Below are 14533 nucleotides of genomic sequence, written 5' to 3' on the forward strand. Positions count from 1 at the left end.
CTGTGACTGCATTCGCAGTCGCGAATCAGTGGCAATTGGCCGTTGCTGTCGTGACTCAGCTCTACGACTGGGCATGGCTCGGTCTGCTTATCGGTACCGGTGCGGTCGCCATAATTATCGGCCTGATTGCATTTTTCTCGTGGTTGTCCTGGCGGTATACGTTCTACGAACTCACCGACGATGAGGTTCGCTACGGCTCCGGATGGCTACTGCGTTCTCGACGCGCGGCACGGCTCGACCGCGTGCAGGCGGTGGATATCAACCAACCATTGTTGGCGCGCATTTTCGGGCTCGCGGAAATTGTCATTGAAACAGCCGGCGGCTCCGATTCGCACTTCACGATCAAATACCTCACTCCCCCGCAATGCGAACAGTTCCGCGCTGACGTGTTGGGCGAGGTAGAAAAGCTGGACACCGAACTGGCACATTCGCTTTACGACGGCGACAGCCCCGCCGCTGCTCAAGACTCCAGTGCCCACATGTCCTCCCGCATGTCCGACGCGAAAACTATTTTTGGCCCGGTCGATGTCGGACGGTTGGTCGCATCCGTGGCCATTGGACCCGGTCTTTTCGTCGGCATAGCTCTCATCCTCCTCGCCGTTGTCTCTGCGCTGTTTACCGACTTCATCGTGGAAATCCTCAGCGGAGTAACCATCACTACTCTGATTGTGATTGGCAGTTTCGCGCTCGGCCTTTTCGGAGTACTAAATCAGTCGTGGGATTTCACGCTGAAGGTGTCGTCGGAAAGCAGGCGTCTGGCAATTACCGCCGGGCTGTTGTCGACACGCGCTCAAACCATTCCCATTGATCGCATTCATGGCTTCAAAGTGGTGCAACCGCTCTGGTGGCGTCCGTGGAGATGGTCCCGTGCGGATGTCTCCGTGGCGGGGTACGGCCTGGACAGCACACAGTCGAACAACACACTGGTGCCAGTGGCACCGGCACCGGAGACGGACGCGATTGTCGATTACCTGATGACTGAGATTGCGGGACCGTCCTCTGCCGATGACCTGCTGGGCTCCTGGCAGACTCCACGCACGGCATGGTGGCTCAGCCCCATTGACTGGAAGTTCCAGAAGGTCACTGCCACGCGGCGAGGGCTGTTGGTGACCAAGGGTCGGTTCTGGCATACGCGGTTCATAGTCCCCTGGCAGCGCATCCAGGGGCATACACTAACCATTTCTCCGCTGAAGAAACCAGCGGGCGTGGCGAACGTGCGAATCGACATGGTGCCAGGAACTGTCACACCGGTGGCAACGGAGTTGGCGCTGGCTGATGCGTATCAACTCGCCGCGCTGATTCAGGAACACAAGGCTGTTTAAAAGGTGTTTCATGAGGTCTCCCAGGACCGCCGACTCGCGCGGTTTTGTGGGATCTCGCAGGAAAACTCCCTCTGCAGGCTAGCGGCATAGTCATTACGCTGGGATGCATGACTATCGCCAAGAAAGATTACGAGTGGTACCGCAGCGCGGTGTTCTATGAGGTGCTCGTCCGAGCCTTCTTTGACTCCGACAACAACGGCTCCGGCGACCTCAAAGGGCTGACGGAAAAGCTCGATTATCTGCAATGGCTGGGTGTCGACTGCCTCTGGCTGCCGCCTTTCTACGACTCCCCGCTGCGCGACGGCGGTTACGATATCCGCGACTTCCGCGCCGTTCTCGACGAGTTTGGCACGGTCGAGGATTTCAAGGTGCTTCTCGACGAGGCCCATGCGCGCGGTATCCGCGTTATTACTGACCTGGTGATGAACCACACCTCCGATAGCCATGAGTGGTTCCAGCAGTCGCGCACTGACCCCGATGGCCCCTACGGCGACTTTTATGTCTGGACCGATGACCCGGACACCTACTCGGGCGCACGCATTATTTTCGTGGATACCGAGGATTCCAACTGGACCTACGACCCGGTGCGTGGCCAGTACTACTGGCACCGCTTCTTCTCCCACCAGCCAGATCTGAACTATGACAATCCGGCGGTGCAGGAAGCAATGCTCGATGTGCTGCGCTTCTGGTCGGATCTCGGCATTGATGGCTTCCGCCTCGACGCTGTTCCCTACCTCTTTGAACGCGAGGGTACTAACTGCGAGAACCTGCCCGAGACCCACGCTTTTCTGAAGCGCTGCCGCAAGGTCATGGACGAGGAATACCCGGGTCGCGTCCTGCTGGCGGAGGCCAACCAGTGGCCCTCCGATGTGGTGGAATACTTCGGCGACCCGGAGGTCGGTGGCGACGAATGCCACATGGCTTTCCACTTCCCGCTTATGCCACGCATTTTCATGGCGGTGCGCAAGCAGTCCCGCTTTCCCATCTCGGAGATCCTGGAGTCCACGCCAGAGATTCCCTCTTCGGCTCAGTGGGGTATTTTCCTGCGCAACCACGATGAGCTGACGTTGGAAATGGTCACTGATGCAGAGCGCGATTACATGTATGCCGAGTATGCGCACGATCCGCGGATGAAGGCCAACATCGGCATTCGCCGTCGTCTAGCGCCGTTGCTGCAAAATGACCGCACCCAACTCGAGCTTTTCAATGCCTTGCTGCTATCCCTGCCGGGTTCGCCGGTGCTCTACTACGGCGATGAAATCGGTATGGGTGACAACATCTGGCTCGGTGACCGCGATGGCGTGCGCACACCGATGCAGTGGTCGCCCGATCGCAACGCCGGGTTTTCCAAGGCCGACCCGGGTCGGCTCTACCTGCCGACCATTCAGGATGCGACCTACGGCTACCAGGCTGTCAATGTCGAAAACCAGGCGAGCTACTCCAACTCCCTGTTGAATTGGGTGCGTCGACTAATTCAGGTCCGCAAACGCTATGAGGCTTTTGGTCTCGGTGATTTCCGCGAGTTAAACAGCGACACGGCCTCTGTTCTGACTTATTTGCGCACATACGGCGATGAAGTGCTGCTGTGTGTCAACAACCTGTCCTCCTATCCCGCGGCCGTCTCGCTGGATCTGTCCGAGTTCTCCGGTGCCACACCGGTAGAGCTGACGGGTTCGGTTCCCTTCCCCACGATTGGCACTGATTCCTACCAAATCACACTTCCTGGCCACGGTTTCTACTGGTTCGAAATCCAGCTTCCGCCGGAGACAAACGCCGAATCGAGCGTCTCAATGTCCGCGCCGACAATCCCGGTTGCACAGGCGATATCGGACGCGCCGGTGACGTCATCACGCGAGCACTCTGGCACCGCCACCGATGCCAATGCCGATGCCGTCACAAACGCCGATAATAGAGAGTGATCTTTAAGTCCCGAAAGGCGAATGAACTGAAATGACTATTCCCACCGCCGATTTCATTGCCGAAGAGCTGGCAGACACACTGGTCAGGATGCGCTTTTTCGCTGACAAGGTCTCTGACATCGACCACGTCGAGATCCTCGCGCTTGACCCCGTACTGCGCGACAATCCCAACAGTCCCGATGTCGATATCGCATTGGTGAGAGTGCACACCGCCCATTCCGCACCGACCTATCAGCTGCCCATCGCTTGGGCGCAGGACGTCCCCGAGGGCCACGAACAGTCCCTACTGGTTCGCGCCGACGGCGTCGTCGGCTACGACGCTCTGATTGATTCGGACGCCATCACGGCACTCGGCCAGAAGCTTTCCGACGAAGGCAAGCTCGGCCGCATGGAACTGCGGCGTGTGCCGGGCTCTGAGCAGCCCCGACCGGAATCCGGCCGCCCTATGGGAGTAGAACAGTCGAATACCTCGGTCATTTTCGACGACCGCGTGATGTGCAAGTTCTTCCGTCGCCTCTACCCCGGCACTAATGCCGATGTGGAGCTGCTGGCCGCACTAGCCCAGGCGGATTGCAAGTTCGTCCCTGAGCTCTACTCCTGGGTAGAGACCACCATTGGCGAGGACGCCTACACCACCGCCATGCTGCAGGAATTCGCACCGAACTCGGTCGATGGCTGGGAGCTGGCTCTCGGCGCAGTCCGCGACGCCATCCGCGACGCCCAGACCCCGCTGGAAGATTTGGGCACCGACTTTACCTCCGAAGCCCGTGCGCTCGGCGAAGCAGTGGCCTCGGTGCACAGCAGCCTCGCCGCCGCTGTCGCGGTGAAGAATCGCCTGACCGGTGCGGAGTTGGTGGCTCCCCTGCGTGCTCGCCTGGACTTCGTCGCTGGTGTGGTGCCACAAATTGCGGAGGTCAAGGATAAGGCGCAGGCTATCTTCGATCGCGCAGAGGCTGCGGTACCGGAAGGTGGTGCCGTCGTCCAGCGAATCCACGGTGATCTGCACTTGGGGCAGGTATTGCGCACTCCAAGCTCATGGCGCTTGATTGACTTCGAAGGCGAGCCGTCGCGCCCGTGGGAGGAGCGCCGTCTGCCGGACCACCGCCTGCGCGATATCGCCGGCATGATTCGATCCTTCGATTACGCCGCTCACTACCCGCTGCTGACGGGACGTGAGGACACCGAGGCAGCGACCGAGCGTGTTGAGCAGTGGGCTCGCCGCAATATCGATGCCTTCTTGGAAGGCTATGGCGACAGCAGCGACCCGGTGCTGTTGGAAGCGTTTGTTCTGGATAAGGCCATCTATGAGTGCCTTTACGAAGCCCAGAACCGTCCCAACTGGCTGCCGCTGCCGCTTCGTGCTGTGCGCTCGCTGCTAGGATAGGGCTCTTGTCGCAGTAATTTCATAGCGGGGAGTCATCATCCCGCAAGATAGAGGTCTTTCGTGCGTCTGCTCAGCAGAATCCTATCCACCACGCGAGTGCTCTGGCCTTTCTATATCGGGGTCATCATCTGTTCGCTGGCCACCGCCGCCGCGTCGTTGATTAGCCCCTTCCTCATCCGCGATGCCACCGACGCCATCGTCGGCGCGGTGTCCAGCGATGAAGGCTTGAGCCAAGCGGCGATGTCCAACACCACTCGCACCGTGATTTGGCTGGTCATCGGACTGCTGATTGCCGATCTGACGCAAACCATCGTGCATAACATCGGTGGTTACCTGGGCGATGTGATGACTGCGCGCATGCGCGAGATTCTGTCGACCCGTTACTATGCAAAGCTGCTGTCTCTGCCGCAGCGCTATTTCGACAGCCAGGTCACCGGCACAATTATCGCCCGCCTGGAACGCTCGATTACCAATATCACGCAATTCCTCCAGGCGTTTTCCAACAACTTCTTCCCGATGTTGTTGACCGTCGGTGCAGTGCTGGCCATCACTGCTTGGTACTACTGGCCGCTGGCCGTGCTGCTGATTATCGTTTTCCCGGTCTACACCCTGCTCACCGCGTTGACGTCGAGACGCTGGCAAAAGGTTGAAGCCAAGAAAAACGAACAAATCGATATCGCCGGTGGCCGTTTTGCCGAGGTCATCGGCCAGGTCAAGGTTGTTCGATCCTTCACCGCGGAGCTGCGCGAAATCGCTTTCTTTGGTTCCCGTTTCCGCCGCACCATCTCCCTGACCCACGAGCAGTCAACGTGGTGGCACCGCATGGATGCCCTGCGCGGCGGCATTTTGAACGTCATCTTCGCAGGTATCTACCTGCTGCTTTTCCTGCGCACGCTGTCGGGCGAATTCTCCATCGGCACCATGGTCATGCTCATTCAGCTGATTAATATGGCGCGCCAACCGGTGACCATGATGAGCTTCTTGGTCGACGCTGCCCAGCGCGCAGTCGCCGGTTCCCGGGACTACTTCAAGGTCATGGAACTTACCCCAGAGGCTCGCACGCAGCCGGAGCTCCTCAATGCGGCGACCGCGAATAACGGCGACTTCGCCCCCGCATCTGTTGGTTCCATCTCAGCCAACGCCGCTAGCGACAGCGCCTACCGCTCCTCCCTGGAACGCGCAGCCGAGCAGGAGGCTATGGACGCTCCCGTCGTCGACTTCGATGCAGTGGACTTCGCCTACGAAGAGGACAAGCCGGTGCTCTCCAACGTCAGCTTCCAGGCGTACTCAGGTCAAAAAATCGCCTTGGTCGGCGAATCGGGTGGCGGCAAGTCCACCATCGTCAACCTGCTGCTCGGCTTTTATGCCCCGACCGCAGGCCGCTTAAGCGTTCTGGGGTCGGATGTCTCCGAGGTTTCCGGTTCCACTCTGCGCGCCGGCTCTGCCGTCGTGTTCCAGGACTCCTCGCTGTTCTCCGGCACGATTCGAGAGAACATCGCCTACGGCAAACCCAACGCTACCGATGAGGAAGTCATCGCTGCGGCCAAAAAGGCCAATGCCGACGACTTCATTCGCAGCTTCGCCGACGGCTACGACACCACTATTGGTGAACGCGGGCTAAAGCTCTCGGGTGGCCAGAAGCAGCGCATCGCTATTGCGCGCGCAATTTTGAAGGATGCTCCCCTGCTCATCCTGGACGAGGCCACTTCGGCGCTGGACACCAAGGCAGAACGCGAAGTTCAGCGTGGCTTAGACAAGCTGATGGAGGGGCGCACCACGGTTATCATCGCCCACCGCCTGTCCACGATTTCCGATGTGGACACCATCGTTACGCTGCGTGACGGTCACGTCGACGAGGTGGGCGCACCCGCCGAATTGGCACAGACTGACGGTATCTACGCCGAGCTGCTGCGCCTGACGGCCTCGGCTTCTGCGGCGGATCGTCTGCGCCTGAAGAGCTACGGAATCAAGGGGTAAAGCGCCGTCGTCAAGCATGCGGGAAAAGCTTGACGACGAGAACCCCCTTGCGTTCTTTTACGGACGGGGAACGATGTAGCGGCCAGCGCCTGGGACGATTTCCACCGTGACTGGCATCGGGAACATGAGGTCGCCGTCAGCGTAGGCATTCATCTGGCGTGGTGGGCCGATATATTCCACGTAAGCCTTCTTAGCGCGATAGGTGCTGACCTCACCGATTTTTTCAACGGTGCCGTCGAAGACGGACTTGAAAGCAAGGGCGGCCTTGATCCGTCCGGCCTTGCCGATGACGGTGATGTCCATCAGGCCATCGGAGTGGTCTGCAGACGGACAAATCTTCATACCACCGCCGTAAGAACGGGTGTTGCCGAAAGCGGCCAGCGTGATGGGATCTTCGAGAACCCGATCGTCATCAAGCGTGAGGCGAAATGGCAGGGAGTGGAAAGCCAAGAATTCGCGGACGATGGCCAGGTTGTAGCGGTTGCGGCCGTGTGGCCAGGTCATCTGATTGACGCGGTCGGAGACAATGGAGTCGAAGCCGGCACACATGATGGTGCCGAACCAGCGCCGGTCCCCTGTTGCGCTCGTAATGCGGCCGAGGTCAGTGGTTGTCCAGAAACCGTCGGCGATAACGTGAGCAGCATCGCGAGCATTGCCACGCGGCAGATTGTATTCACGGCCGTGGTCGTTTCCGGTGCCAGCGGGGATAATGCCGAGGGGGATGCCGGTCTGTGCCTGTTCCTGCAGCGCGAGGTTAATCATGCCGTCGCCGCCGCAAACTGCCAAGGCATCGATTCGGCCGTCGGCGATGACCTCACGAATGAGCTTGCGGGCGTCGTCGGGGTTAGCACCTTGGAGAGCGATGACGTCGATACCGCGATCCGCGAACACCCGACTTGCCCGAGCTGAGGCAATCTGCGAGGCGCCATGACCGGCGTGGGGGTTAGTGACCAGAGCGAGGGTACGAATCTCAGTTGTTCCCAGCGGGTAACTGAGATCTTTGTCGTTAGCGTTCATCGAAGAATTACCTACTTTTACGTGGGCTTTTGACCGGCCGAAACTGGCCTTTATGCGGTTTTGCTACCGCACCTAACTAAAGTCTACCAAGAATGATTGACATTTTTTGAGAAAACGTAACGCAATACCGCTATAATACAAACATGTAAAGATGTGCTTCTGCACAAGTTACACATAATTCCGCAGTTCAGGCTCTCAGCACCGATGCCCAAGGAGAAGCTCAGGATGTCTAACAAGCTCACGATTCCGTACCGCATGCGCTGGTGGGGCTGGGGTGTTGACGGCAACGACAAGCCAATCACCGTGGCCAGCGAGAAGCTACTGCAGCGCGAAATCGGTATGTCGCTGGACGCAAACAACCCGCCGCGCAAAATCGCCGATGTCACCATCCCCGATAGTCGCCTCAGCAACGAGGATATCGAGGCCCTGGGGGCTATTATCGGCGCGGATGCCGTCGCCACCGACCATGACACTCGTGTCAAGCACGCTGTCGGCCGCTCCTACCCCGACCTGGTTCGCCTTCGCGCAGCCAAGCTCGATGTCGCCCCAGATGCTGTTGTACTACCGAAAACTGAAAAGCATATCGAGAACCTGTTCAAGGTCTGCGCTGAGCGCAAGATTGCAGTCGTCCCCTTCGGCGGCGGCACCTCGGTCGTCGGCGGCGTGGAGGCTATTGACGGTGGCATGGGTAAGGCCATCGCAGTGTCCATGACCGCCTTTAATAAGATCATCGACATTGACAAGATCGCCGGCACCGTCACCGTTGAGACCGGCGTTTTCGGCCCCGACTTGGAAAAGGAACTGTCCAAGGCCGGCTTCACCGCTGGTCACTTCCCGCAGTCCTTCGAGTACTCCACTGTCGGCGGTTGGGTTTCCTGCCGCTCTGCAGGCCAGGAATCCTCTGGTTACGGTCGCATCGACCGCAATGTGATTGGCATGCGCGTCGTCACGCCAGCCGGCACCATGGAGTTCCGCGACATGCCGTCGTCGGCATCCGGTCCAAACCCGCGTGAGCTTTTCCTGGGGTCGGAGGGCACCCTGGGCATCATCACGCATGTGACGATTGCCCTAAATCAGCGTCCGCAAAAGGAGATGCTCTTCGACACCTACTTCTTCAACTCCTTTGAGGAAGCCGCCGAGGAGCTGCGCAAGTTGGAGCAGAGCGGAAATATCCCGCACCTAGCGCGCATCTCCGACGAGAAGGAAACGCTGTTTGGCCTCACTCAGCTGGGCTCCGCCAGCATGTCCGAGAAGGTCACAAAGTACCTGAAGCTGCGTGGCATCGATACCCCGTGCATGGTGATTTTTGGCTTCGCCCAGACTGATCCGGTCGGCGCCCGCGTCACCCGTGAGCGCCTGGCCGGTCGCCTGCTGACCAAGAAGTGCGTCCGCATGGGCTCCATTCCGGGCATGGCTTGGGTTAACCACCGCTTCTCCTCGCCGTACCTGCGCGATGTCATGATGACCCGCCGCGTCGGTGTCGACACCCTGGAGACCGCCACCACCTGGGATAACGCCGCTACACTGCGCCGCGAAATCGCCTCCGCAATGGAAGCCGCTGGCGAGAAGCACGGCACCCCGGTGTACGTCTTCTGCCACATCTCGCACATGTACGAATCCGGCTGCTCGCTGTACTTCACGTACTTCTTCCGCGAGACCGAGGGCGAGATTCTCCAGCAGTGGATGGACATCAAGTCCGCGGCATCAGAGGCCATGATGAAATTCGGCGGCACCATCACGCACCACCACGGCATTGGCCAGGATCACAGCCCGCAGTACTACGAGGAGAACACCGAATTGTTCGCCAAGGTCATGCGCGCAATTAAGGACGAACTCGACCCCGCTGGCATCCTCAACCCGGGCAAGTTGGCTACCGGCCCGCGCTCCTTGGAAGAGCGTTACGACGGCAACATGATCTAACCCTGTCGCCGCCAGCTTCGGCCCAACCGCTATTTGCTGCTGACCACGGCAAAACCCGGCCTGTCTAGCCGCCAGCCTCGGTTAGCGAGCTAGACTGACCAGTTCACTGGCATAGATTTCTGGCGACGTTGGGCCGTCATAAATAAACAGTGAAACGTAATCGTCAAGGGTAAAAGATTCGAGTGCTGCGGTCATTGTCGCTGTCGCTTCTTCCTAGAATTCCAAGCGAGAATGCTCGGATGGTGGGATGGGTCGGCTCAATCGGTGCGATTTCGTCCGTGCGACCGCAAACAGCGTGGCGTTTTACATGCCTAAGCGCGTCTTTTTAGTTACGACCTGTCTGGGGCGGCACGGACTGGAGACAGCAGCAACACATCTGCAGCGATGGTGCAGTAGCGGCGAAAGCTCGGTTCATGGACTCAGAGCGGTTGGACGCTGGGTGCATAGCCATCGAGGTGTCTCCTTCCTTGTAATCCCCGGGAAATGATTCGCAACTAAGAGAGATTTCTTGAATCAATATCCGTGCCGGTCGTTGATAATGAACAACTTAGTCTATTTCTAATTGCCTTGCAATGGGTTACGCCCCGAAATAGTTCACGCTCACTACGCACTCCACAACTTCATCACGTACGCCAGATCGTTTCATCACTATTACCGTCTTCGGGAAAGTCGAGGAAGAAAGACTATGACTGCCACGCACGCTCCTCAGCGCGATCGCTCAGCTGCGGTTTTGAACAAGGCTCGTCGGCAAGCGGACTTGAATCGTCTGCGCGAAGAAACCGCTAAGGGCAACATCCCCGATCTGCTGGTCATCGGCGCCGGTATCACTGGTGTCGGCATCGCTTTAGATGCAGCATCGAGGGGTTTGAATACCGTTCTCGTCGAATCGAAGGATCTAGCTTTCGGTACCTCTCGTTGGTCGTCGAAGCTCGCCCACGGCGGCCTGCGCTACCTTGCCAGCGGCAATGTCGGTATCGCTCGCCGCTCAGCTATTGAACGTGGTGCGCTGCTCGACGTCACCGCTCCGCACCTGGTGCATAACCTGCCGCAGGTCGTACCGGTGATGGATAAGTTTGCACCGCTGACCCGAATTTTGCCACGGTTAGGCTTTTTGGCCGGTGACTTTTTGCGCATTATCGCTGGTACCGCCGCCACTACCCTGCCGCTGTCCCGCACTGTCGGTTCCCGCCGAGTCAGCCAGCTTTCGCCGACCGTACGTAAGCGCGAGGTGAGATTCGGCTACGTCAACTACGACGGTCAGCTGCGTGACGACGCACGCTTGGTCACCGCTATCGCTCGAACTGCCGCTAGCTACGGTGCAACTATTCTGACCCGAGTGCGCTGCGAGACTGCCTCTGGCACGAGCGCCACACTAGTCGACGAGCTCACTGGCGATCCCTTCGAGCTGCCGGCTCACGCAGTGGTCAATGCCACTGGTGTGTGGGCAGCCGAACTGGCGACGAACATCAAGATTCGTCCATCTCGCGGCACACACCTGGTTCTCGACGCCGCGAAGCTAGGCAACCCTAGCGGCTCTCTCACGGTACCGGTGCCCGGTCACACCAACCGTTTCTGTTTTGTCCTGCCCGCAGAGCACAACCGCGTCTACATCGGCCTGACAGATGAGGATGCACCGGGCCCGATCCCGGATGTTCCGGAAGTACCGGAGGATGACATCGTTTTTCTGCTCGATGTCATCAACCAAGCACTTGAGGTTCCGCTCACTCGCGACGATGTCATCGGCGCTTTCGCCGGCCTGCGTCCACTCATCGACGCCGGCGAGGCACACACCGCTGACCTCTCTCGCGAACACGCCTTGTTGGAGGCCCCGAACGGCCTGATTTCCATTACTGGTGGCAAGCTCACCGAGTACCGTCTTATGGCTGAGCAAACCGTGGACAAGGTCGAAGAGAAGCTCGGTGTTTCGCTTGCCCCGTGCTCCACCCGCACGATCCCTGTGCTGGGCTCCGAGCCGGAGGAGCTCGACCGCGCTCGCACCGCTGCCGCTGCAGGCCGTATCCCGATGCCGCTGTTTAATCGCTACGGTGCCGAATCCTTCGAGGTCATCGAATCCTGTCCGCTCGACCGACCGCTCGCCCCGGTAGCGGAGGGCCTCGATGTCACCCGCGCCGAGTTTGCCTGGCATGTGACGCACGAGGGAGCTCTCAGTGTCGACGATATTCTCGATCGCCGCACACGCCTGGGGCTGGTCAAGGCTGATTGCGAAGCTGCCCTGCCAGCTGCTGAGGAGGCACTGAGGCTGGCCTAGCGCTGGTCATTGCTGTGGCTGCTTCTGATGCGGCCGTAGCTACTGGATAAAACGGGGAGTCTTCGGACTTCCCGCTTTTTCTGTATACACGGAAACTATGAGTGTAAATAACGCTGTCACATTCCCCTCCCTCGATAAGCTCCGCTCCCGCGGGACAGTCAAATGGACCGCATATCCCCCGGACGTGCTGCCGCTGTGGGTCGCCGAATCCGATGCCACCACCTGCCCTGCGGTCAGCGCCGCAATCGACGAGGCATGTCAGCGCGAACAGTTCGGATACCTCTCGCAAGACATCACCGCGCTTACGACCGCAACCGCGGACTTTTCCGCAGCACGCTACGGATGGCGCCCGAACCCCGACAATATCTTTGCAGTCGCCGACGTCGTCCGCGGTGTCACGCTCGCGGTTGAACGCTTCACCCGCCCCGATTCCGCAATTGTCGTCCCCACTCCCGCTTATATGCCGTTCTTCCAGGTAGGTCCCGCGCTGGGACGTGAGACAGTGTGCATCCCCACGCTTGCCGACGGCCCGGATCTCAGCGCCCTCGAACGCGCCTTCGCCGACGGTGCCGGTTGCCTGATCTTATGTAACCCGAATAACCCTCTCGGCTTTACCTACTCCCCCGAAAAACTGCGTGAGATTACCGATTTAGCCGCTCGCTTTGGTGCGCGAATTATCTCAGACGAGATTCACGGCCCAGTAGTTCTAAATGGCACTCACACTCCAACCGCGTCGGTGTCGGATACTGCGGCGGCCGTGACTATCACAGTGACTGCTACCTCGAAGGGCTGGAATACCGCTGGCCTCAAGTGTGCGCAGATTATCTTTAACGACGAAGATGCCAAAACTTGGCTTGAGCTGCCCTTCATTGTGCGCGAAGGCGCCTCTATTCTTGGTGTCGCCGCTGCCACCGCCGCCTACCGCGATGGTGTGCCCTGGTTGGACAACTTTGTCAATGTCCTGCGCACCAACCGTGAGACTTTGCGAACACGTTTGTCCACTATTGCGCCGCAGGCTCGCTTTACCCCGCCGCAGGCATCATTCTTGGCGTGGTTGGACTTGGGTGACGTGCCTGGTGTTGACAGTGATGACCCAGCTGCGTGGTTGGTTGAAAACGCCAAAATAGCACTCACCCCCGGCTTCGCATTCGGCGAAGCCGGGCCTGGGCATGTGCGGCTTAACTTTGCGACCTCCCCGGAAATCCTCAGTGAGGCCCTGGACCGTCTCGACGCGGCCCTGCGCTTGTAGTTGACGTTTTAGTTGGTGACAGTGACGCTGCCATCGGCGTTGACAACAACGTTGGCGGCCAGAGCGCGAGCCAGGTTCATGCGAACGTGCTGCCCCTCACCGTCAGTGCGGTCGAGCGGGTAACCGGATGGGATTGCAGTCTGAGCAAGGATGGAGTTGCGCTGTTCCTCAGTCAGCTGCGGGAAGCGAGTCTCCAGCAACCCTGCGTAACGCTTCGGAACTACAACTGGCTCATTAGCCGGGCCAACCTGCTTGAAGTCGTAGGTCATGCGCTCGGTGTACTGCTGAACGGCAGCTGCGGTGCTCATGTACGGGGTGTCCTTGGCAACGCAGTTGGCGATGGTGTCGCCACAGCGGTACTCGAGCTCCGTACGCAGCTCATCCATTGCTTCTTCGATGAGTGGGCGGAACTCTGGGTCTGCCCAACGGTCAGCTGCGGCCTGGTTGCCCATCATGCGGCCGCCCATAACGTCCAGAGGGTAGTGGACGCCCATGACAAGGCGAGAATGACCGGCCTCGGACGCACGCGCCTGAATCTGTGGTGCAACCTCCGGCAGCATCAGGGCCAGCAGGGTTGAAGTCCATGCAGCCTTGTTGGTGTGACCCGACGGGTAGGACGGCGTGGTCGAGTACGGGTCATCCTGGCCTTCGCGGTAGTAGCGCTCGATGCGCTCCGGTGCCACCACAAACGGGCGATCGTAGCCGTAGACGTACTTCTCGAAGAAGGTCGAGCTGACCAGACCGCCGCCGCGAGCAAGGTTGCCGGACAGCAGGGCCTTCACCTTCGGCAGGCGATCCTCGTCGTAGGCATCACGGAAGTGCTGACCCAGGTTTGCACCGAAAGCAGTGGAAATATTGGCCAGTGGGTCTAGGTAGTCGTCATCAAGAGCGAGTTCCTGTGCCTGCGGGTCATTCTTGGCAGCGTTGTTAATGCGGACGACCGTTTCGAGGTTCTGGTCCATGACCTCTGGGTGGCTCTTCTCCAGCTCCACGAAAGGATGCACAACGTAGAAGTAGAACCAGTTATCGGTGGCGGCATCCGATGGGTACGCGCGCGCAATCTGGTCCGGGCGGTACGAGGTTGGCTTCGGCGCATTCGGGTCGGTGTTTTCCCCGGAAGATGATGGCAGCGAAATGGAATCCGGGACCTCCAAGCCACCGCCGGGCAGCTTAATTCCCTCTGGAGCGGCCACATTAGCTGGGAGATCAGAAACAGAGTCCAGGCGGTTGCCCAGCTCGGCCAACGGGTTGACCGGAGCTGCCACGGCCGTTGCCGGCGCAAGCCCCATTACAACTGCCACTGCTGCGGTAGCAGCGCCGACGCGAGTACGAGTTGCAATGCGCTTGTGCGGCTTCAAAGAAGACACTGAAACATTCCTTTCCAGATTGCTGCGTGGGAGGCACCAGTTGTGAAGTGCTCTATAATCCAAGGTCTGACAAAATCTTCACTTATGTTAAGCGCACTGTGAGGTTTCG

At 59.3% G+C, this 14533-nt stretch carries 9 protein-coding genes; 7 read left to right on the plus strand and 2 right to left on the minus strand.

The window, feature by feature from the left end:
- Positions 1-2: 2 nt before the first annotated feature.
- The 4 genes from QP978_RS05465 to QP978_RS05480 all read left to right on the plus strand — a co-directional run bounded on the left by QP978_RS05465 (position 3) and on the right by QP978_RS05480 (position 6602).
- Positions 3-1322, plus strand: a complete 1320-nt coding sequence (locus QP978_RS05465; protein ID WP_168168362.1) for a PH domain-containing protein — start codon at positions 3-5, stop codon at positions 1320-1322.
- Between the two features lie 107 nt (positions 1323-1429).
- Complete coding sequence (treS, locus tag QP978_RS05470; protein ID WP_284856929.1) at positions 1430-3241, plus strand: maltose alpha-D-glucosyltransferase; 1812 nt, start codon at positions 1430-1432, stop codon at positions 3239-3241.
- Between the two features lie 31 nt (positions 3242-3272).
- A complete protein-coding gene (locus tag QP978_RS05475; RefSeq protein ID WP_147719345.1) occupies positions 3273-4625 on the plus strand; it encodes a maltokinase N-terminal cap-like domain-containing protein in 1353 nt (450 codons plus the stop codon).
- Between the two features lie 60 nt (positions 4626-4685).
- Positions 4686-6602 carry an ABC transporter ATP-binding protein gene (locus tag QP978_RS05480; protein WP_284856930.1) on the plus strand — a complete coding sequence of 639 codons (1917 nt, stop codon included), beginning with the start codon at positions 4686-4688 and terminating at the stop codon, positions 6600-6602.
- 57 nt (positions 6603-6659) lie between these two features.
- Here QP978_RS05480 and QP978_RS05485 read toward each other — a convergent pair whose 3' ends face one another.
- Positions 6660-7619 carry a diacylglycerol kinase gene (locus QP978_RS05485; RefSeq protein WP_016423132.1) on the minus strand — a complete coding sequence of 320 codons (960 nt, stop codon included), beginning with the start codon at positions 7617-7619 and terminating at the stop codon, positions 6660-6662.
- 225 nt (positions 7620-7844) lie between these two features.
- Here QP978_RS05485 and QP978_RS05490 point away from each other — a divergent pair, with 225 nt between their 5' ends.
- The 3 genes from QP978_RS05490 (at position 7845) to QP978_RS05500 (ending at position 13057) form a co-directional block, all read left to right on the plus strand.
- A complete protein-coding gene (locus QP978_RS05490) occupies positions 7845-9539 on the plus strand; it encodes an FAD-binding oxidoreductase (protein WP_083317213.1) in 1695 nt (564 codons plus the stop codon).
- 685 nt (positions 9540-10224) lie between these two features.
- On the plus strand, positions 10225-11808 hold the full coding sequence (locus tag QP978_RS05495; RefSeq protein ID WP_070546096.1) for a glycerol-3-phosphate dehydrogenase/oxidase: 1584 nt from the start codon (positions 10225-10227) through the stop codon (positions 11806-11808).
- Positions 11809-11905: 97 nt separating this feature from the next.
- The gene (locus tag QP978_RS05500) at positions 11906-13057 is read left to right on the plus strand and encodes a MalY/PatB family protein (RefSeq protein WP_070546094.1); all 1152 of its coding nucleotides are present in this window, start codon (positions 11906-11908) and stop codon (positions 13055-13057) included.
- An 8-nt stretch (positions 13058-13065) separates the two neighbouring features.
- On the opposite strand, the gene QP978_RS05505 is transcribed toward QP978_RS05500, so the two are convergent.
- Positions 13066-14424 carry an acid phosphatase gene (locus QP978_RS05505; RefSeq protein ID WP_070546092.1) on the minus strand — a complete coding sequence of 453 codons (1359 nt, stop codon included), beginning with the start codon at positions 14422-14424 and terminating at the stop codon, positions 13066-13068.
- Positions 14425-14533: the final 109 nt, after the last annotated feature.

The sequence above is a fragment of the Corynebacterium sp. MSK035 genome (assembly GCF_030232615.1).
GTDB classification, from domain to species: Bacteria; Actinomycetota; Actinomycetes; order Mycobacteriales; family Mycobacteriaceae; genus Corynebacterium; species Corynebacterium jeikeium_D.

What these genes read in the sequence shown, in the direction of transcription:
- treS (WP_284856929.1), top strand. Translation starts at nt 1,430, where the DNA reads ATGACTATCGCCAAGAAAGATTACGAGTGGTACCGCAGCGCGGTGTTC.
- QP978_RS05490 (WP_083317213.1), top strand. Translation starts at nt 7,845, where the DNA reads ATGTCTAACAAGCTCACGATTCCGTACCGCATGCGCTGGTGGGGCTGG.
- QP978_RS05495 (WP_070546096.1), top strand. Translation starts at nt 10,225, where the DNA reads ATGACTGCCACGCACGCTCCTCAGCGCGATCGCTCAGCTGCGGTTTTG.
- QP978_RS05475 (WP_147719345.1), top strand. Translation starts at nt 3,273, where the DNA reads ATGACTATTCCCACCGCCGATTTCATTGCCGAAGAGCTGGCAGACACA.
- QP978_RS05485 (WP_016423132.1), bottom strand. Translation starts at nt 7,619, where the DNA reads ATGAACGCTAACGACAAAGATCTCAGTTACCCGCTGGGAACAACTGAG.
- QP978_RS05500 (WP_070546094.1), top strand. Translation starts at nt 11,906, where the DNA reads ATGAGTGTAAATAACGCTGTCACATTCCCCTCCCTCGATAAGCTCCGC.